The sequence below is a fragment of the Ruegeria sp. CDSA033 genome (assembly GCF_059612305.1).
The window spans coordinates 80868-97207 of record NZ_JBXWQI010000004.1; the positions used below are offsets into that span (position 1 = coordinate 80868).

Here is a 16340-nt window from a genome sequence, read left to right on the forward strand (position 1 = left end):
CGCCTATTGGAACAGACGTTCATGCGGACAACTCCTGCAAAGAGGGTTGCTTCCGCACCAATGTGATCATCGCTATGACTGCCAGAATCCCAAACGGCAAGCAGGCAAGGAAAACCCATCTGGCAACATCTGTTGTCGCCTGTGGCGTGCTTATGGAAACGAATCCTGAGGCATTTACGACGATCCCAATGTAGGCGGCACCCAAAGCGTATCCCAATCTCTGGCCGGTGGGCATCGCACCGGTGATACGCTGGACTTCGCTCGGATTGGCCAGCGATGTTGTGCGGCGAAGAACGAAGGTCCACGCCACGCCAAACCCGGCCCCATCCACCGCAGCTAACACCGCAATCCGCCAGACGGGCCCGTTGGGAACAGCGTAGAGGATTCCTACAATACTCAAAACCACAATCGTGATCCCGGCGGCAATCATCTGACAATCAAATCGCTCCGGTGAACCACTCACAAGTGCCGCAGCAATCGACCAACCGATGGAAGAACAGGCAATGATATAGCCTGCAGTCAACGCGGAAACGTCATGAATGGCGATCAACAGAATAGGGCCAAATGTGGTGAGGACGACGGTAGCGGCGGATAGTGACTATATCATCAGAAGCGCAGCCCCGTCGTCGTGCTCAGGCCAAACGGGTGGTTCGGCAGCAACCTGTCTGTCCCGGCGCGACCATCAAGGCGAAGAAATATGACCAGAGGATGTTTCGCAAACTTTGGGTTCGGATTGACGGGCAGCCTGTTCTGGCATTTGTTCCACACAAATAATTCTCTAACAGGTTTCAGCATGATCTATTTGAAAGGCTGCCATTTCCCAAGGGATGTGGTTTTGTACGCTGTTTGCCGAGATCGCAGGATAGGTGTGTCCAGTAAGTCGCTAGCTCAGGCCGTCTCAAAAGTTTGCGACACTTCCCAAAATAGACGGATGGGCGGGATTTTCCGCCGTTCTATGTGCCGTTCTCGTGGTCGATGGAGACGGCCAAGTTCTGGGCCAAGGAAGGTGCCAAGCTGGTGTCTTTTGTGTCCAAGGATGAGTTCATGGATATGACAATGCCGATCTATCTGGAAGAAGCGCCCACCATGGCCATACCGATCTGACGGTCGGAAACACCCTGGTTTTGGGCGGGCATCTGACCATCGGATCGACCGAAGCGCAGGCCGAGCAGCACTATCGCGATTTTGAGGAGTTGTTCAATTTCGCCTATAACGCCCCGCCATATCATGTGCCGATGGGGCGCGTCTGGAAAGGCACCGTAACCCAGGTGATTGATCAGGTTGGTGCGTTGAAAGAGAAATATGGGACGGAAGAATTCGTCGTCTGGCATCACGTCGGATACTTCACGCAAGATGAAGAGCTTGAGATGCTGGACAACTACGCCAAAGTCATCAAGGCGTTTTCCTGAGCCGAGGCAATAGAAGCAACAGCGCCCAAGCCGCGGTACTAAACGGCGGCTTGAGGACTGCAGGTTTCTTACTAGCCGGCGAGGATTGGTCGGCTCTGGTCATTCAACCGCACGAGGGTCAGCAATTCCCGGCGTCGCACCAATTAGAAGGTCTTGACACCGGCGCTCTAATATCGCTTGTATACTAATGAAAATGGATGAATGAAGCGCGACGGCTGAACGGTTTTTTGGCGTGCTTTTTTTGATCCGAAAAGGAACCAGAAATCACACGCTAAATGGGGGATCAGATGGCTGACGCACCAAAAGACACACCGGAACAGGGTCGCACACTAATCCGTAACATCGGTTTGCTTCTGACCGGTGATCTGGACTCGCCTATTGCGGACAGTGATTGCCTTCTCATCGAAGACGGGGTGATTGTGGGCCTTGAAGCCGGCGACGCAGATCGCATCATTGATGCCTCTGGTTGTGCAGTCGCACCGGGCCTGATTGATGGCCATTGCCACCCGGTTTTCGGTGATTGGACCCCACGCCAAAGCCAGATTGGCTGGATCGAAATGAATGTTAACGGCGGCGTCACAAGCTTTATTTCCGCAGGCGAAGTCCATCTGCCCGGCCGCCCCAAGGATGCCGAAGGCGTCAAGGCATTGGCAATGGTGGCACAACGGTGCTATTCAAATTTCCGACCGTCCGGTGCCAAGGTTTTGGCGGGCGCGCCGGTGCCGGAACTTGATTTTGATCGCGATTTCTATGCGGCGATAAAAGCGGCCGGTATCCGGCATATTGGTGAGATCGGTCTTGGGACAGTTGCCAAAGGTCCCGACGCGGCCCGCGTCACCGGCTGGTGTCGGGAATTGGGAATTGAAACCATTATGCATACTGGCGGCCCTTCGATTGCGGGCTCTCACGATGTTCGAGCAGCAGATGTGCTAGAGGCGCAACCGGACGTAGTCAGTCATATCAATGGTGGACCAACCTCAATTTCCCAGGATGAAATCCGAGAGCTTTGCCGCCACGCGAAAGGGGCGCTTGAAGCGGTACACAATGGCAACGAGAAGTCGGTAATTGTGACGCTGGAAGGCGCGTTGGCCGAAGGTCGCCTTGCCGATTTCCTGATTGGAACAGATGCCCCAGCGGGGTCTGGTGTACAGCCGAATGGAATGCTGCGGATGGCAACTCTGCTGGCCAGTATTGGCGGATTGCCTGCTGAACTGGCGTGGTGCTGTGGCACCGGAAACGTGGCAAAGAGACGGGATCTTGCACAAGGGATCGTCGCACCAGGCCGCCCGGCCGATCTAGTGTTCATGGACCGCCCCGAAGGATCGGACGGTAAGAACGTTTTGGAAGGCATGGCGGTCGGCAACATCCCCGGAGTTGGGGCTGTTATGATTGATGGAAAGATGCGTACCGGACGGTCGCGCTCGACCCCTCCTGCAGCGCGCGTACCCGTACTTTAAAGACACTGGAAACGTAGGTTTGAAGCCTAAGCCCGACTGCCAGATAGGCGGCCGGGCTTAGGGCTTTACCAACAATACGAAATTGGATTGTCTGCTTCAGGCGCCAAATGACCCTTGCCGAGGGTACGTTTTCGGCAGGTTGCGTTTTATCGTTTTGGCAAAATCACAAGCTTTGGGGCGCGCATTTGCGCCCCATTTTAATCGCTTAAAGCGCAGCTTCGCTGCCCAGAACGGTCGTGAACTCGTTCGAGAACGTGCCGCCGTTGCCATGGGCAATCGCGATATTCACATCGTCGATCTGACGATCGCCGCCGTCGCCCCGTATCTGGGTGGCCGCCTCGATCAAGCAGAACAGGCCGTACATGCCGGGGTGAACACAGCTTAGCCCACCGCCATTGGTGTTAACCGGCAGCGAGCCGCCCGGCGCGATGTTGCCATCGGCGACAAAGGCCCCAGCCTCACCTTTCTTTACAAAGCCCATGTCTTCGAGGAACAGCAGCGTGTTGATCGTGAAGGCGTCATACAGCTCGACCACATCAACGTCTTTGGTGGTGACGCCGGCCATCTCGAACGCGCGTTTCGAACTTTCGGTGGCACAGGTGGTGGTCAGCGTGGCGGCCTGACTGATCTCGCGGTGGGAAATCGCGTTACCGCCGCCCAGGAAATAGGCGGGCTTTTCCTGATAATCCTTTGCGCGGTCTGCTGAGGTGACGATGATCGCGGCCCCGCCATCCGACATCAGGCAACAATCCAGAACCGCCAGTGGATCGGCAACCATGGGCGAGTTCAGATACTCCTCCATCGTCAGGTCATCCTGCATTGTCGCATCGGGGTTCAGCTGAGCCCATTTCCGGGCCGAGATGGCGACATGGCCGAAATGCTCTTTGGGTACGTTGAACTCATGCATATAGCGTTGCGCGGTAAAGGCGTATCCCGGCACCGGCATCATCGGTTCATAGGCGCGTTCCCATTGCGGGGTTTCGATCAACCCGTTGAGATCGCGCGCGGATTTCGCGTTCGAGCCGTAGCAGATCAGCACGTTCTTACACAAGCCCGCCTGAATCGCCATGGTCGCCTCGACCAGATAGGACATGAAAGACGATCCGCCCACCATGTCCGAGTTCGCCCAGGTTGGTTTGATGCCCAGATACTCAGCGATCGAGAGGGTGGGGAAGAAGTGGTAGAATGTTCCGCCACAGACGCCGTCGATCTCGGACAGGTCCATGCCTGCATCGGTCAGCGCGTTCTGCGTGGCTTTGGCGATCAGTTCCATTGGTGAGGTGTTGGGCGTTTTGCCCAGGCCCCAATAGCCTTTGCCAACGATTGCGGATTTGCCGCGAAGTGAATGTGCCATGATTGAATTCCTTATTCCGCGGGCTTGAAGAACACGGCGGCTTCGCCGGATTTTGCGTTGGGTCCGAAGTCGGGGGTCATGACAACGGCCTGTACTTTCATACCGATGGTGATCGCTTCGTTGTCCACGTCCACAATGCGGCTGAACATGCGCGGGCCTTCGTCCAGATCAATCAGCACGTTGTTGATGTCACCACCGTATTTTGCCGGACGCCGGATGATGGTCGAGGCAAAGACAGTGCCGCGGCCTGAGGCTTCGACCCATTCCAGATCGTCTGCTCCGGTAGTAGGGGACAGGGCGCGTGGGTAGAAGTTGTATTCACCCGTGGTTTTTGAGCGTTGGACCAGAAATTTTCCAGCGGCCAGACCGGCACGGAATGCTGCGTCGGCCTGAGGGCTGGCTTCGGGAAGAGTAAAGTCAGTCATGTGTCGTCCTTGATGTTCACGCGGCAAAGATCGCCGCAGAATGCGTGGGTTCTGGATTAAGGATGCGGTGCCGCAGCAAACCGGCTTCGGGCAGGATGCGCGCCCGGACATGGGCCGCAGTGGCGCGCAACAATTCGGGTTCCGGGGCGTTGTCCGCGGCGGCCTCGAGATCCGCCCAAACGCGACCAAAATATACCAGCCCGGTCAGGCGCATATAGTCCGAGACCGACGGACCGATATCCATATAGCTTTGCATGGCTTGGGTTGCGGTTTTCCAGGCGTCGATCGCATCGGCCAGCTCGATCGAGCTGGGGCCCGCTGAGGCCAATTCGGCAAAAGCCTGCGCCGCCGCACCGCCATTAGCGCGGATCGCGCGGCGGGCCACTCCGGTCGCCAAAACGCCGTTGGTGCCCTCGTAAATTGCCATGATGCGGCTGTCGCGCATGATCTGCTCAACGCGGTATTCCTTGCAGAATCCATAGCCGCCGTGGATTTGCACCGCCTGGCTTGAGGCCGCGTTGACCGCGTCGGTCGCGAAGGCCTTGCAGGTCGGAGTAAGGATATCCAGCAACCCCTGATCGGCGCCCAAATCCATATCCACAAAGGTGCGATAAACCATCGCCCGGCATCCCAGGGTGTAGGCATAGATATCCAGCAACATTCGCTGAACGTCACCGTGTTCGGTGATTAGCGCCGTGCCTTCTGATGTCGTGCCCTGGCGCCGACCTGCAGCATGCAATCGCGAACGCTGAAAGGCCACGTCCATTTGGCCCACGGCCTGCAGGGCCACATCCAGACGCTCGGCGTTCATCATTGTGAACATGGCGGCCAGCCCCTGACCTTCCTGGCCCAACAATTCGCCCTTTGCACCGTCGAACGCCATCTGACAGGTGGGTGAGGCATGCATCCCCATCTTTTCTTCGATACGGACGGTTTGTACCTGATTGCGCATACCGTCCGGCAAAACGGCGGGGCAGGCAAACAGGCTCAGCCCGCGCACACCCGGCGCTGCGTCCGGAGTGCGGGCGAGCACCAGATGCAATACGTTGTCGGTATAGTCGTGGTCACCGCCCGAGATGAAGATTTTAGTGCCGCTGAGCACATAGCCATCACCATCGGGTGTAGCGGTTGTTTTGATCCGACCCAGATCTGACCCCGCATCCGGTTCGGTCAGACACATCGATGCCATCCATTCGCCCGACACCAGCGGCGGCAACAGACGCGCCTTTTGATCGTCATTGCCCGACGCATTCAGAGTTCGAATGCAGCCCTGCGCAAGACTCAGCACCATCTCATAGGAAATACACGCGCCAGCCAGCATGTCCGCCAGAACCGCACCCAGAATGTGTGGCAATTCCTGCCCGCCATATTCTTCAGGTGCGCACAGGCCCGGCCAACCGGCATCGGCATAGCGCTTATAGGCGGCAACCATGCCCGGTGGCATCCGTACACGGCCATTTTCCAGACGCGCGCCTTGTTCCTCGCCGATCATGTCCAAAGGGGCAATTTCGGTGTTGATGAAGCGGCCTAAGGCTGGGATTACAGCCTCGGCCAGATCGTCGCTCCAACCGGGCAGCCGCTCGGGCCGACCGATATGCTTGAGGACGAATGCAATTTCGGCTTCAGAGGCGGTGTAGTCGATCATGTGGTAGCCTTTCCCGATACGATCACATCGTCGGACCCTTCATACAAGCCAGTGACCGCGTCAGCCCGAATCTCTAGCGCAAGGCGTTGATTGATATAGCCTTTGTCGGTGATCTCATTCTTTTCAACCGACGGGGCGTCGTGTTCGATGCGAACGCGCTTCACGCGTGTGGCGCTGCCGGTTTGCCCGGCATTGTATGCAGCCAAACGTTCGGTGATGAAGGCGCGCACAGTCGGATCATCGGCATAGCCGGCCAAAGTGTCGTCCCGTCCAGTCAGGGCCCTGCATTCTTCTGCATTCAGGAACAGCAGGGCACCAATTTCGGTCCGGTCATGGCCGGTAATGACGGCATCCGAGGCAATCGGACTGAGAGCCTGCAGCAACGCAACACGCAAGTTGCCGACGGCGACCCAAGTGCCGGTCATCAGTTTGAAGTTCTCAGAGATGCGGCCATCGAATACGATGCCCTTTGATGGGTCATTTGGATCTTGCAGTCGACCCGCGTCTCCAGTCAGGAAGTACCCTTCCTCGTCAAACGCCTCGGCGGTTTTTTCGGCGTTGTTCAGATAACCTGTTGTCACATGCGGTCCGCGGACCCGCATTTCCAGCTTGCCACCATTGGGCAGAAACTTCAGCTCGGATCCCGGACCCGGCACACCGATGACGCCGGCCTTTTCGATGGGGAAATGTACACATGTGGCCATCATCGCCTCGGTCAGACCCCAGGCGCTGACAAACGGGATCTTCTCTGCCCGCTCCTGCACGCCCAATTGTTCCAGACCTTCCCAAAGATGGTCGGGTAGCCCCGCACCAGAGAAAAAGATTAAATCAAGCCGCTTGAAAAAGGCGCTGCGAAAAGCTTCGTCCTCGCGCAGGACCGGCAACAGCATGTCAAAGCCGCGCGGGACGTTGAAGAATAGGGTGGGCGATACGTCGCGCACGTTGCGAATTGTCTTTTCAATCTTGCCCGGCACGGGTTTGCCATCATCGACATAAAAGCTGCCGCCGTTGCGCAGCATCATGTTGAAGTTGAAATTGCCGCCGAACGTATGGTTCCAGGGCAGCCAATCAACCACGACAGGTGGGGCGCTTTCCAGAAACGGCCAAATCTGCACCACGGCTTCTTGAGTGGCCAACATCATGCGCTGCGTTACGATGACGCCCTTGGGCAACCCGGTTGAGCCAGAGGTGAACAGGATCTTGGCCAGCGTGTCATGGTCAATCGTGGCCCGCGCTTGGGCAACCGGTTCGCCAGCTGTGGCTTCTAGGGCGTGCTCAAAGGTCAGTGCGCCATTGTCCGACAGCCGTTCGATGCCTTCCGAGGCGAGAAACTCGAAAGCATGGGCAAAGCCCTTGGCATCATCGGCATAGGCCATGCCGGGATTTGTGGTCCGGACGATATGGCGCAGTTTGGCCAGGGACTCGTCGAACAGAGAGTAAGGGACGGATACCGGCACCACCGGAATGCCCACATGCATAGCAGCCAGCATCAGCAGACCGTGCCGCACCGAATTGCTCGACAGGATCAAAAGCGGGCGGTCTTTACCCAGTCCCTTGTTCAGAAGAAACGCAGCCAGTGAGCGGGTTTGCGCCAAAGCCTCGGAATAGGTGACGCTGATCCATTCTCCGTCTGGCCCACGTTCGGCCAGAAACAGGCGATCGGGTGCTTCTTCCGCCCAGCGTTCCAGATATTCAGAAACGCACTGTACATCCATATTCAGCGGGTATGGGCTGCGCAAAACAAAGGCGCCATCGCCCAGGTCTTCACGCAACACCTTTGAGGGTGCGAATTTTTGGATAGGCACAACACCGTCTTCACTTTGCCGGGCTGAATTGCTCATCTTTCCTCTCCCTGTCATCTGGTCGCCATGGGCGCGACATGATGCATATTTTGAAAATCAGGCTATCCAAAAATTTGTTAGTATGCAAATGTATTATTGATCGTTCACTAAGTTCCGATTCAACGGGTATGATGCATCAGGAAATCGCGCAAGACCGAAGCCTGATTTCGTTGCGTCATGGCGTTCGGGGCACACAGGGAGACATGAAATGAGAATCGAAAACGCATCCGCAATCGTGACTGGCGGTGCTTCGGGGTTGGGGTTTGCGACGGCCGAGTATTTTGCATCATGCGGGGCGAAAGTGGCCCTGTTCGACTTGCCCGGCGACAAGCTGGACGAGGCCGCAAAGCAACTGGGGGCGACAGCCACGCCTTGCGACGTCACCAATGACGCCCAGGTTGCTGCGGCGCTGGACACGGCAATTGCTGCCAATGGTTTGCCCCGTGTTGTCGTCAATTGCGCCGGCGTCACACATGGCGAGCGGATCGTTGGGCGCAACGGGCCGGCCGCGCTGGACGGGTTCGCCAGAACAGTTCAGATCAACCTGATCGGCACCTTCAATGTCATGCGCTTGGCGGCTGAGCGGATCATGCAAAATGAACCGCTTGAGGATAACGAGCGGGGGATTATCATCAACACCGCGTCGGCGGCGGCTTTTGAAGGACAGATCGGGCAGGCGGCCTATTCTGCCTCGAAAGGTGGGGTGGCCAGTCTGACTTTGCCTGCGGCGCGGGAATTTGCGCGCTCGGGCGTTCGGGTCATGGCGATTGCACCGGGTATCTTCTCGACCCCGATGATGGATTTGCTGCCGCAAGAGATTCAGGACAGTCTGGGCGCCAAGGTTCCCTTCCCGTCGCGTCTTGGACAGCCGGCTGAGTTTGCGCGCCTGGCAGGGCACATGATCGAAAACACCATGCTGAACGGTGAATGCGTGCGTCTGGACGGCGCGATCCGTCTGGAACCCAAGTAAGGCTTTGCAATGGAATATTCACATATCACCCCGGAAACAGACGGCCCGGTCGGTATCCTGACGCTGGACCGGCCTGCCAAGTTCAATGCGATCAATCACGGGCTGCTGTTTGAGATCGAGCACTATTTTGACACCCTTCCCGATGAGATCGGCGCCGTTGTGATCCGCAGTTCCGGTCAGCATTTCTGTGCCGGGCTGGATCTGTTGGAACATTCGATGCGCGACGCCGCAGGGGCGATGCATGAATGCCGCCTGTGGCACCGGATTTTCGACAAGATCGAATACGGACGGGTTCCGGTTGTCGCCGCAATGAACGGTGGTGTTTTGGGCGGCGGGATGGAACTGGCCATGACCGCCCACATTCGGGTCTCGCAGCAGGATACGTTCTATGAACTGCCCGAAGGACGCCGCGCGATCTTTGTCGGCGGCGGCGCAACGGTACGTGTTGGCCGGATCATCGGGGCAAGCCGGATGATGGAGATGATGCTGACCGGTCGCCGTTATGGCTCGGACGAAGGGTTGCAGCTAGGGCTGGCGCATTATGTCGAGCCGGACGGAACAGTGTTCGACAAAGCGATGGAGCTGGCCCGGCGTGTGACCGAGAATGCGCCGCTGTCAAACTATATGATGATGCAGGCGATCACGCGCATCAACGACATGTCGGCCAGTGATGGCTTCTTTACCGAAAGCCTGGCGGCAGCAATTGCCCAATCCTCACCCGAAGCGCGGGCCGGGATGGAGGCGTTTCTGAACAAGACAGGAAAGCGGGACAATCAGTAAGCCCCGAGACACGCGGGATCTGGTGTGAGAGCGTTTCACCAGATCCCGGTGTAGGGCGGGGCAGAGCCCCGGTTGGTCAATAGACAAAGGCGCGTTCGACCACAAAAGTTGCCGGTTTGTTGTTTGCGCCTTCTTCCAGACCGAACCCTTCCAGCGCGGCCTTGGTATCCTGCAGCATCGCCATCGAGCCGCAGATCATTCCGCGATCTGTTTCAGGTGAGATTGGCGGCAGGTCCAAATCATCGAATACTTTGCCCGATGCCATAAGATCGGTGATCCGGCCTTTGAACGGATAGTTCTCACGTGTGAGGGTGCAGTAATGCCGCAAATTCTGCGCCATCTCGCCCACCAACGGATCGGATTTGAGCGCCGCAACCAGTTCCTTGCCATAGTCCAACTCGCCTTTTTCCCGACAGGTATGGGTCAGGATTACTTCGTCGAACTTCTCATAGGTTTCGGGGTCGCGGATCAGCGACGCAAAGGGCGCAATGCCGGTGCCGGTCGAAAACATCCAAAGCCGTTTACCCGGCAACAGCGCGTCATTGACCAGCGTGCCTGTGGGCTTTTTGCGCATCAAAACCGTATCACCTTCGCGAATCTTCTGCAGGTGTTCGGTCAGCGGGCCATCGGGGACTTTGATGGAATAGAACTCGATCTCTTCATCCCAGCTGGGTGATGCGATGGAATAGGCGCGGTACACGGGTTTTTCCGCGTTCGGCAGGCCAATCATCACAAACTCACCTGACCGAAACCGGAAGGAAGCCGGGCGGGTGATGCGGAATTTGAACAGCCGGTCGGTGTAATGCTTCACTTCGGTCACGGTTTGGGCGAACACGCCCGCTGGAATGGGGAATTCAGTTTTGGTCGTAGAATCCAACGACATATTTGTCTCCTATTCTGCCGGGGCTTCAGACAAGAGCGCAAGCTTGCCTTCTTTGCCGTTCCAGTCATCCGCGTCAGGCATCGGGTCTTTCTTTTCGGTGATGACGGGCCACGCCTCTGCGTATTTGCCGTTCAGTTCGACCCACTTTTCCATCCCGTCCTCGGTGTCCGGGCGGATTGCGTCGGCGGGGCATTCCGGTTCACACACGCCGCAGTCGATGCATTCGTCCGGATGGATGACCAGAGTATTTTCCCCTTCGTAGAAGCAATCCACGGGGCAAACCTCCACACAATCGGTGAATTTGCAGTTGATGCAGTTTTCGGTGACGACGTAAGTCATGGAGTGCCTATTCGTTAGTATACGAATGAGTATTGTGAGAAATACCTACCTGTCAATACGTTTCTATACAAATGAAATTTTCCTGGGTCGGACTCTTGACCCAAATGGGAAAAAAGTTAGTGTACTAACGAAAATACAGCACTTCGGCAGGGTGGCATGACTGACAAGCTGGTTGTCGAAACATCGGACTTATGCTGTTGGGGGAGATGCAGGATTCGATCCCGGACACAAGTTGGCCGATCGCAGCAGAGTTTTGAAAGGTTCAACCCATGAGCACACCCTTGCACGGATTGAAAGTGATCGAGTTGGCCCGCATTCTGGCCGGACCCTGGATCGGGCAGACATTGGCTGATCTGGGGGCAGATGTGCTCAAGATCGAAAGTCCCGAGGGTGATGATACGCGAAAATGGGGCCCTCCGTTTATCGAGCGCGATGGCGATAAGACTGCCGCCTATTTCCACGCGGCCAATCGGGGCAAAGACAGTATCGCATTGGATTTCCGGGATGCGGGTGATCGGGCCAAGTTGATGGATCTGATCCGCGATGCGGATGTGCTGATCGAAAACTTCAAGGTTGGCGGGCTGAAAAAATTCGGCCTAGATTATGATAGCGTCAAACAGATCAACCCCGGACTTGTTTACGCATCCGTCACCGGGTTCGGTCAGGATGGACCCTATGCCCATCGGGCCGGGTATGATTTTCTTATCCAGGGTTTGAGCGGGATCATGGACCTGACGGGCGACCCAGAAGGAGAGCCGCAAAAGATCGGCGTCGCCTTTGCAGATATCTTCACAGGCCTCTACGGGGTAATCGGCATTCAGGCTGCACTTGCTGAACGAGAGCGTTCGGGGCAGGGACAACACGTGGATCTGAGCCTGCTGGATTGCATGACGGGCGTTCTGGCCAATCAGGCGATGAATTATCTGGCCTCGGGTACGTGTCCAACGCGACTGGGTAACGCCCATCCCAATATCGTGCCTTATCAGGTGTTTCCGGTGGCGGATGGACACATCATCATCGCCTGCGGCAACGACCGGCAATATGCAAGCCTGTGCCAAATACTTGGCCTGCCAGAGTTGATCGACGATACACGGTTCATGTCCAACGCGGACCGTGTGGAAAATCGCGCTGCGTTGACTGAATTGCTGACGAGTTCCTGTCTGGAATGGACCAAGACCGATCTGTTGGCGGCTCTTGAACAACACAGCGTGCCAGGCGGTCCGATAAATTCAGTGCAAGAGGCGCTGAGCGACCCGCAGATTCAGCATCGCGAGATGCAGATTAACCCGGAAGGCGTGCCCGGTCTGCGCACTCCGATCCGGTTTTCCCGGTCTGAATTGCAGTTGGATAAGGCGTCTGCCAAACGGCCCTTCAAATCATGAGATTTTGCGCAAAATCCGAATCAGGTTGCGCTGTTCGGCGGCCGTCAGCGGCTTGAGCGTTTCGTTGGTGATCTGCTGACCAACATCCTTCATGCGCGCGACCATGGCCTCGCCTTCGGGGGATAGCGAAATCAGTGTGCGTCGCTTGTCGTCCGGATCGGGCTCGACAACCGCAAATCCCTTTTGACGCAAGCGATCAACGACCCCTTTGATCGTCGCAACATCCATTGCCGCCAGCCGCCCCAACCGGTTTTGAGAGCACTTGCCCAAATCGGCAATACGGATCAGCGCAGCAAACTGCGTGGGCGTCAGGCCGTCCAATGTGTGTGACTGGAAAATCGACGCGTGGCGCTGATTGGCCAGCCTCAAAAGGTAGCCGACCTGCTCGTCAAGCGCATAGCTTTCAATGGATTCCGTCATGACGGCTCCTGCCTGATTCAATTGTTTGTACTATAATAAACAAAGCCTAGTCCTTCCCACAAGACTAAGGTATTAGACGGCAAGATAGGTGTTTGAAATTTCTGGGTTTTCGTCGAGGTCAGCAAAGCTGCCTTCAAACCGCATTTCGCCTTTTTCGATGATATAAGCCCTGTCCGACACGATCCGCGCAAAGTGTAGGTTCTGTTCGCTGATCAGCACCGACAGCCCCTCTCGTTTCAGTTCCGCAATCACGCGGGCCATTTGTTCCACAATGACGGGGGCAATCCCTTCTGATGGCTCATCCAACAAGACCAGCTTGGGATTGCCCATCAACGTACGGGCGATGGTCAACATCTGTTGTTCTCCACCCGAAAGTTGCTTGCCCAGGTTCTTGCGACGCTCAGCCAGATTCGGGAACAGCTCGAACAAGTGTTCCTGTGTCCATTCGGGTGCATCTGGACGTGGTTCGCGGCGTCCGACTTCGAGGTTTTCTTCGATGGTCAGATCCCCGAAAATCCGACGGTCTTCGGGGACATAACCCATGCCAAGGCGACAGATCGCATGAGGGGTATTCCCCTGAACCTCGCGTTCGGCATAGCGGATGGTGCCATTGATGTGACGCACCAATCCCATGATGGACTTCATGGTGGTCGATTTGCCCGCGCCGTTCCGGCCCATCAGCGCAACCACCTCGTTTTCGCCGACGCTCAGCGAAACACCGTTGAGGATTTGCGCACGGCCGTACCAGGCCCCAAGGTTTTTGACATCAAGCATGGGCGCTCTCCGCTTCAAAGACTGAGCCACCGCCCAGATATACCTCTTGGACCAATGGGTTGGTGCGGATTTCAGACCCTGTGCCTTCGGCGATCAACTCACCCCGGTTCAGGACCAGAATACGATGGGCGTGGGCAAAAACGACGTCCATGTCATGTTCGGTGAACACCACACTCACGCCGCCTTTAGCCACGATTTCCGCAGTCAACGCCATCAGGGCTAGCCGTTCGGACGGTGCCATACCCGCCGTCGGTTCGTCCATCAGCAGAAGGGCGGGCTCATGAGCCAGGGCAATCGCCAGTTCCAGCCGTTTCAGATCGCCATAAGCCAGTTCTGAACATGCCCGCCCGGCCTGATCCTGCATCGAGACCAGTTCCAGCAATGCCATTGCCTCATCCACATACATCCGCGTTGCGCGTGAAAACAGGTCGAACACCCGGCGGTGATGTGAGATCAGCGCCATCTGGACGTTTTCCACAACGGTCATCGAAAGGAAGGTTGCCGTGATCTGGAACGTTCGACCGACGCCCATGCGCCAGATCTTGCGCGGTGGGTGGCCGATCAGGGCCTGACCGCGCAAGGATACCGAGCCTGTATTCGGTTTAAGATAGCCGTTCAACATGTTGAAACATGTGGTTTTGCCTGCGCCGTTGGGGCCGATCAGGGCAAGGAATTCCCCTTCCTTCAGGTCGAAATTCACATCCTTCACGGCCTGCACGCCGCCAAAGGATTTGGACAGGTTGCGGACTTCGAGAACGTTGGTCATGCCCGACCTCCTTTCAGGCCGCGCAACAGGCGTTGAATACCGCCCGCAATTCCGTCCGGTGCCACTAGGACAACGATTAGAATGATGGCTCCGAAGATGAAGCGCCAATAGTCCAACCGCGTGACCCAATCCTCGATCAGGACAAAGGCACCGGCCCCCAAGATCGGACCCGCCAGCGCGTGAATGCCCCCCAGAAGAACCATGATCAGACCGTCGATACTCAGCGCAATGCCGAGGCTGTCAGGAAAGACGCTGCCCTTCGAGAATGCAAAGACGACCCCGGCCAAACCGGCAAAGCCACCCGCCAGTACAAAGCCCATCCATTGATGAAACCGGGTATCGATGCCGATCGATTCAGCCCGGGTCTGGCTGTCGCGTACGCCGCGCAGGATATAGCCGAATGGAGAGAAGGCCACACGACGCAAAGCCCATATGCCGCCGATACAAAGGACGAAGGCGATGTAGAAATAAACCTTGTCGGAGCTGGCCCATTTGGCAGGCCATACGCCAAGGATGCCATCATCCCCGCCGGTGAATTCCTGCCATTGGAACGTGACACCCCATAGGATCTGGGCTGCGGCCAAGGTCAACATGGCAAGGTAAACGCCCGACAGCCGGACACAGAACCAGCCGAAGAACAGCGCTGCTATGGCCGCGCAAACCGGGCCGAAAAGCATAGCCGAGATCATGCCGAGCCCAAGGAATTTGACGGCCATCGCAGCGCCATAGGCACCGACGCCGAAATAGGCGGCATGTCCGAAACTGACCATGCCGCCAACGCCCATCATAAAATGCAGCGATACGGCAAATAACGTCGCGACCATCACATCGACCATCAGGACCGAAGTGAAATCAGCAGTGAACAAGGGGCTAAGGGCCAGAACCAGTAGCGCAGCCATCAGCACCATTGCTGATTTCTGATCCATCAGCGCCAGTGGTTGGTCCGGTTCTTCCGGCGCGCCCTTTTCGCTGCCGGGTTTGCCGAACAAGCCATGGGGCCGGAAGATCAGGACAATCGCCATAATGACGAAGGGCAAAACGATTGAGATTTGCGGGAAGATCAGGATCGCAAAGGCGTTCAGGACTGAGATTAGCACCGCAGCTACAAATGCACCGGATACGCTGCCCATTCCGCCGATCACTACGACCACAAAAGCTTCGCCGATGATCGACAAGTCCATTTGCAGCGATACCGCTTCACGCGGGATTTGCAGTGCGCCGCCCAGACCCGCAAGGAACGAGCCCAATACGAAAGCGGCTGAAAACAACCAGGCCTGATTGACGCCAAGCGCCCCGACCATCTCGCGGTCTTGGGTCGCGGCACGCACCAAAACACCCCAGCGGGTTTTGTGGAACAGCAGCCAGATGGCCACCAATACGACCGGCCCGATAGCAATCAAGGCGAGGTCATATTCGGGAATTGGTTCTCCCATAATGCGAACGGCACTATCCAATCCCGGCGCGCGCGGGCCCAGCAGGTCCTCTGCGCCCCAGATAGCCAGCGTGCCATCCTGAAAGATCAATACGACCCCAAACGTTGCGACCAGTTGGAACAACTCGGGTGCGTGGTAAATGCGGCGCAGGATAGTGAGTTCGATGATCAGGCCGATCACCCCGACGATCATTGCCGCCAAAATGACACTGACCCAAAAGCCAAGGATGCTGCCGCTCCAGAGTGTGACCAATGTGTAAGCGAGATAAGCGCCGACCATGTAGAACGAGCCATGCGCAAAGTTCACGATCCGCGTGACGCCGAAGATGATCGAAAGCCCGGATGCGATCAGGAAAAGCGAGGAAGCGTTCGCCAATCCAGTCAGTAGCTGTGCAAAATAGAACCCCATCGGGCCACCGTCCCTTGTTCGTGTTCTTTTTGTGGGGCGGGGCAGCTATTGCCC

At 56.9% G+C, this 16340-nt stretch carries 16 protein-coding genes and 1 pseudogene; 6 read left to right on the top strand and 11 right to left on the bottom strand.

Annotated features, from left to right (window positions below; all coding sequences use genetic code 11):
- Window positions 1-19: 19 nt before the first annotated feature.
- A pseudogene (locus AC2FLA_RS07285) lies at window positions 20-565 on the bottom strand (MFS transporter); the annotation flags it as partial.
- A 410-nt stretch (window positions 566-975) separates the two neighbouring features.
- Between AC2FLA_RS07285 and AC2FLA_RS07290 the strand changes: the two are divergent.
- The 3 genes from AC2FLA_RS07290 to AC2FLA_RS07300 all read left to right on the top strand — a co-directional run bounded on the left by AC2FLA_RS07290 (window position 976) and on the right by AC2FLA_RS07300 (window position 2866).
- Window positions 976-1104 carry a hypothetical protein gene (locus tag AC2FLA_RS07290; RefSeq protein WP_496721447.1) on the top strand — a complete coding sequence of 43 codons (129 nt, stop codon included), beginning with the start codon at window positions 976-978 and terminating at the stop codon, window positions 1102-1104.
- 20 nt (window positions 1105-1124) lie between these two features.
- Complete coding sequence (locus tag AC2FLA_RS07295; protein WP_496721448.1) at window positions 1125-1409, top strand: hypothetical protein; 285 nt, start codon at window positions 1125-1127, stop codon at window positions 1407-1409.
- A 287-nt stretch (window positions 1410-1696) separates the two neighbouring features.
- Window positions 1697-2866, top strand: a complete 1170-nt coding sequence (locus AC2FLA_RS07300) for an amidohydrolase family protein (protein WP_496721449.1) — start codon at window positions 1697-1699, stop codon at window positions 2864-2866.
- A 205-nt stretch (window positions 2867-3071) separates the two neighbouring features.
- Here the strand turns inward: AC2FLA_RS07300 and AC2FLA_RS07305 are convergent, their stop codons facing one another.
- From AC2FLA_RS07305 to AC2FLA_RS07320, 4 genes are read right to left on the bottom strand one after another with little or no spacing between them, the layout of a single operon-like run.
- The gene (locus AC2FLA_RS07305) at window positions 3072-4220 is read right to left on the bottom strand and encodes an acetyl-CoA acetyltransferase (RefSeq protein WP_496721450.1); all 1149 of its coding nucleotides are present in this window, start codon (window positions 4218-4220) and stop codon (window positions 3072-3074) included.
- Between the two features lie 11 nt (window positions 4221-4231).
- On the bottom strand, window positions 4232-4645 hold the full coding sequence (locus tag AC2FLA_RS07310; protein WP_496721451.1) for a Zn-ribbon domain-containing OB-fold protein: 414 nt from the start codon (window positions 4643-4645) through the stop codon (window positions 4232-4234).
- Between the two features lie 16 nt (window positions 4646-4661).
- Window positions 4662-6290, bottom strand: a complete 1629-nt coding sequence (locus AC2FLA_RS07315; RefSeq protein WP_496721452.1) for an acyl-CoA dehydrogenase family protein — start codon at window positions 6288-6290, stop codon at window positions 4662-4664.
- Window positions 6287-8131 (bottom strand): feruloyl-CoA synthase, encoded by a 1845-nt coding sequence (locus tag AC2FLA_RS07320; RefSeq protein ID WP_496721453.1) that lies wholly within the window; start codon window positions 8129-8131, stop codon window positions 6287-6289. Before AC2FLA_RS07320 ends, AC2FLA_RS07315 begins: the two co-directional genes overlap by 4 nt.
- 208 nt (window positions 8132-8339) lie before the next feature.
- On the opposite strand from AC2FLA_RS07320, the gene AC2FLA_RS07325 reads away from it, so the two are divergent.
- Window positions 8340-9101 carry an SDR family NAD(P)-dependent oxidoreductase gene (locus AC2FLA_RS07325; RefSeq protein WP_496721454.1) on the top strand — a complete coding sequence of 254 codons (762 nt, stop codon included), beginning with the start codon at window positions 8340-8342 and terminating at the stop codon, window positions 9099-9101.
- A 9-nt stretch (window positions 9102-9110) separates the two neighbouring features.
- Entirely contained in the window at window positions 9111-9881 is a 771-nt protein-coding gene (locus tag AC2FLA_RS07330; RefSeq protein ID WP_496721455.1) for a crotonase/enoyl-CoA hydratase family protein, read from the top strand.
- Between the two features lie 76 nt (window positions 9882-9957).
- On the opposite strand, the gene AC2FLA_RS07335 is transcribed toward AC2FLA_RS07330, so the two are convergent.
- Entirely contained in the window at window positions 9958-10764 is an 807-nt protein-coding gene (locus AC2FLA_RS07335; RefSeq protein WP_496721456.1) for a ferredoxin--NADP reductase, read from the bottom strand.
- Window positions 10765-10773: 9 nt separating this feature from the next.
- On the bottom strand, window positions 10774-11103 hold the full coding sequence (gene fdxA, locus AC2FLA_RS07340; protein WP_496721457.1) for a ferredoxin FdxA: 330 nt from the start codon (window positions 11101-11103) through the stop codon (window positions 10774-10776).
- 269 nt (window positions 11104-11372) lie between these two features.
- On the opposite strand from fdxA, the gene AC2FLA_RS07345 reads away from it, so the two are divergent.
- The gene (locus AC2FLA_RS07345) at window positions 11373-12485 is read left to right on the top strand and encodes a CaiB/BaiF CoA transferase family protein (RefSeq protein ID WP_496721458.1); all 1113 of its coding nucleotides are present in this window, start codon (window positions 11373-11375) and stop codon (window positions 12483-12485) included.
- Here AC2FLA_RS07345 and AC2FLA_RS07350 read toward each other — a convergent pair.
- The 4 genes from AC2FLA_RS07350 to AC2FLA_RS07365 all read right to left on the bottom strand — a co-directional run bounded on the left by AC2FLA_RS07350 (window position 12480) and on the right by AC2FLA_RS07365 (window position 16286).
- Window positions 12480-12905 (bottom strand): MarR family winged helix-turn-helix transcriptional regulator, encoded by a 426-nt coding sequence (locus tag AC2FLA_RS07350; RefSeq protein ID WP_108859585.1) that lies wholly within the window; start codon window positions 12903-12905, stop codon window positions 12480-12482. The two genes, AC2FLA_RS07345 and AC2FLA_RS07350, sit on opposite strands and share 6 nt — an antisense overlap.
- 72 nt (window positions 12906-12977) lie before the next feature.
- On the bottom strand, window positions 12978-13679 hold the full coding sequence (locus AC2FLA_RS07355) for an ABC transporter ATP-binding protein (RefSeq protein WP_496706176.1): 702 nt from the start codon (window positions 13677-13679) through the stop codon (window positions 12978-12980).
- The gene (locus AC2FLA_RS07360; protein ID WP_496721459.1) at window positions 13672-14445 is read right to left on the bottom strand and encodes an ABC transporter ATP-binding protein; all 774 of its coding nucleotides are present in this window, start codon (window positions 14443-14445) and stop codon (window positions 13672-13674) included. Before AC2FLA_RS07360 ends, AC2FLA_RS07355 begins: the two co-directional genes overlap by 8 nt.
- Window positions 14442-16286 carry an ABC transporter permease gene (locus tag AC2FLA_RS07365; RefSeq protein WP_496721460.1) on the bottom strand — a complete coding sequence of 615 codons (1845 nt, stop codon included), beginning with the start codon at window positions 16284-16286 and terminating at the stop codon, window positions 14442-14444. The genes AC2FLA_RS07360 and AC2FLA_RS07365 overlap by 4 nt, the downstream gene beginning before the upstream one ends.
- Between the last annotated feature and the right edge of the window lie 54 nt (window positions 16287-16340).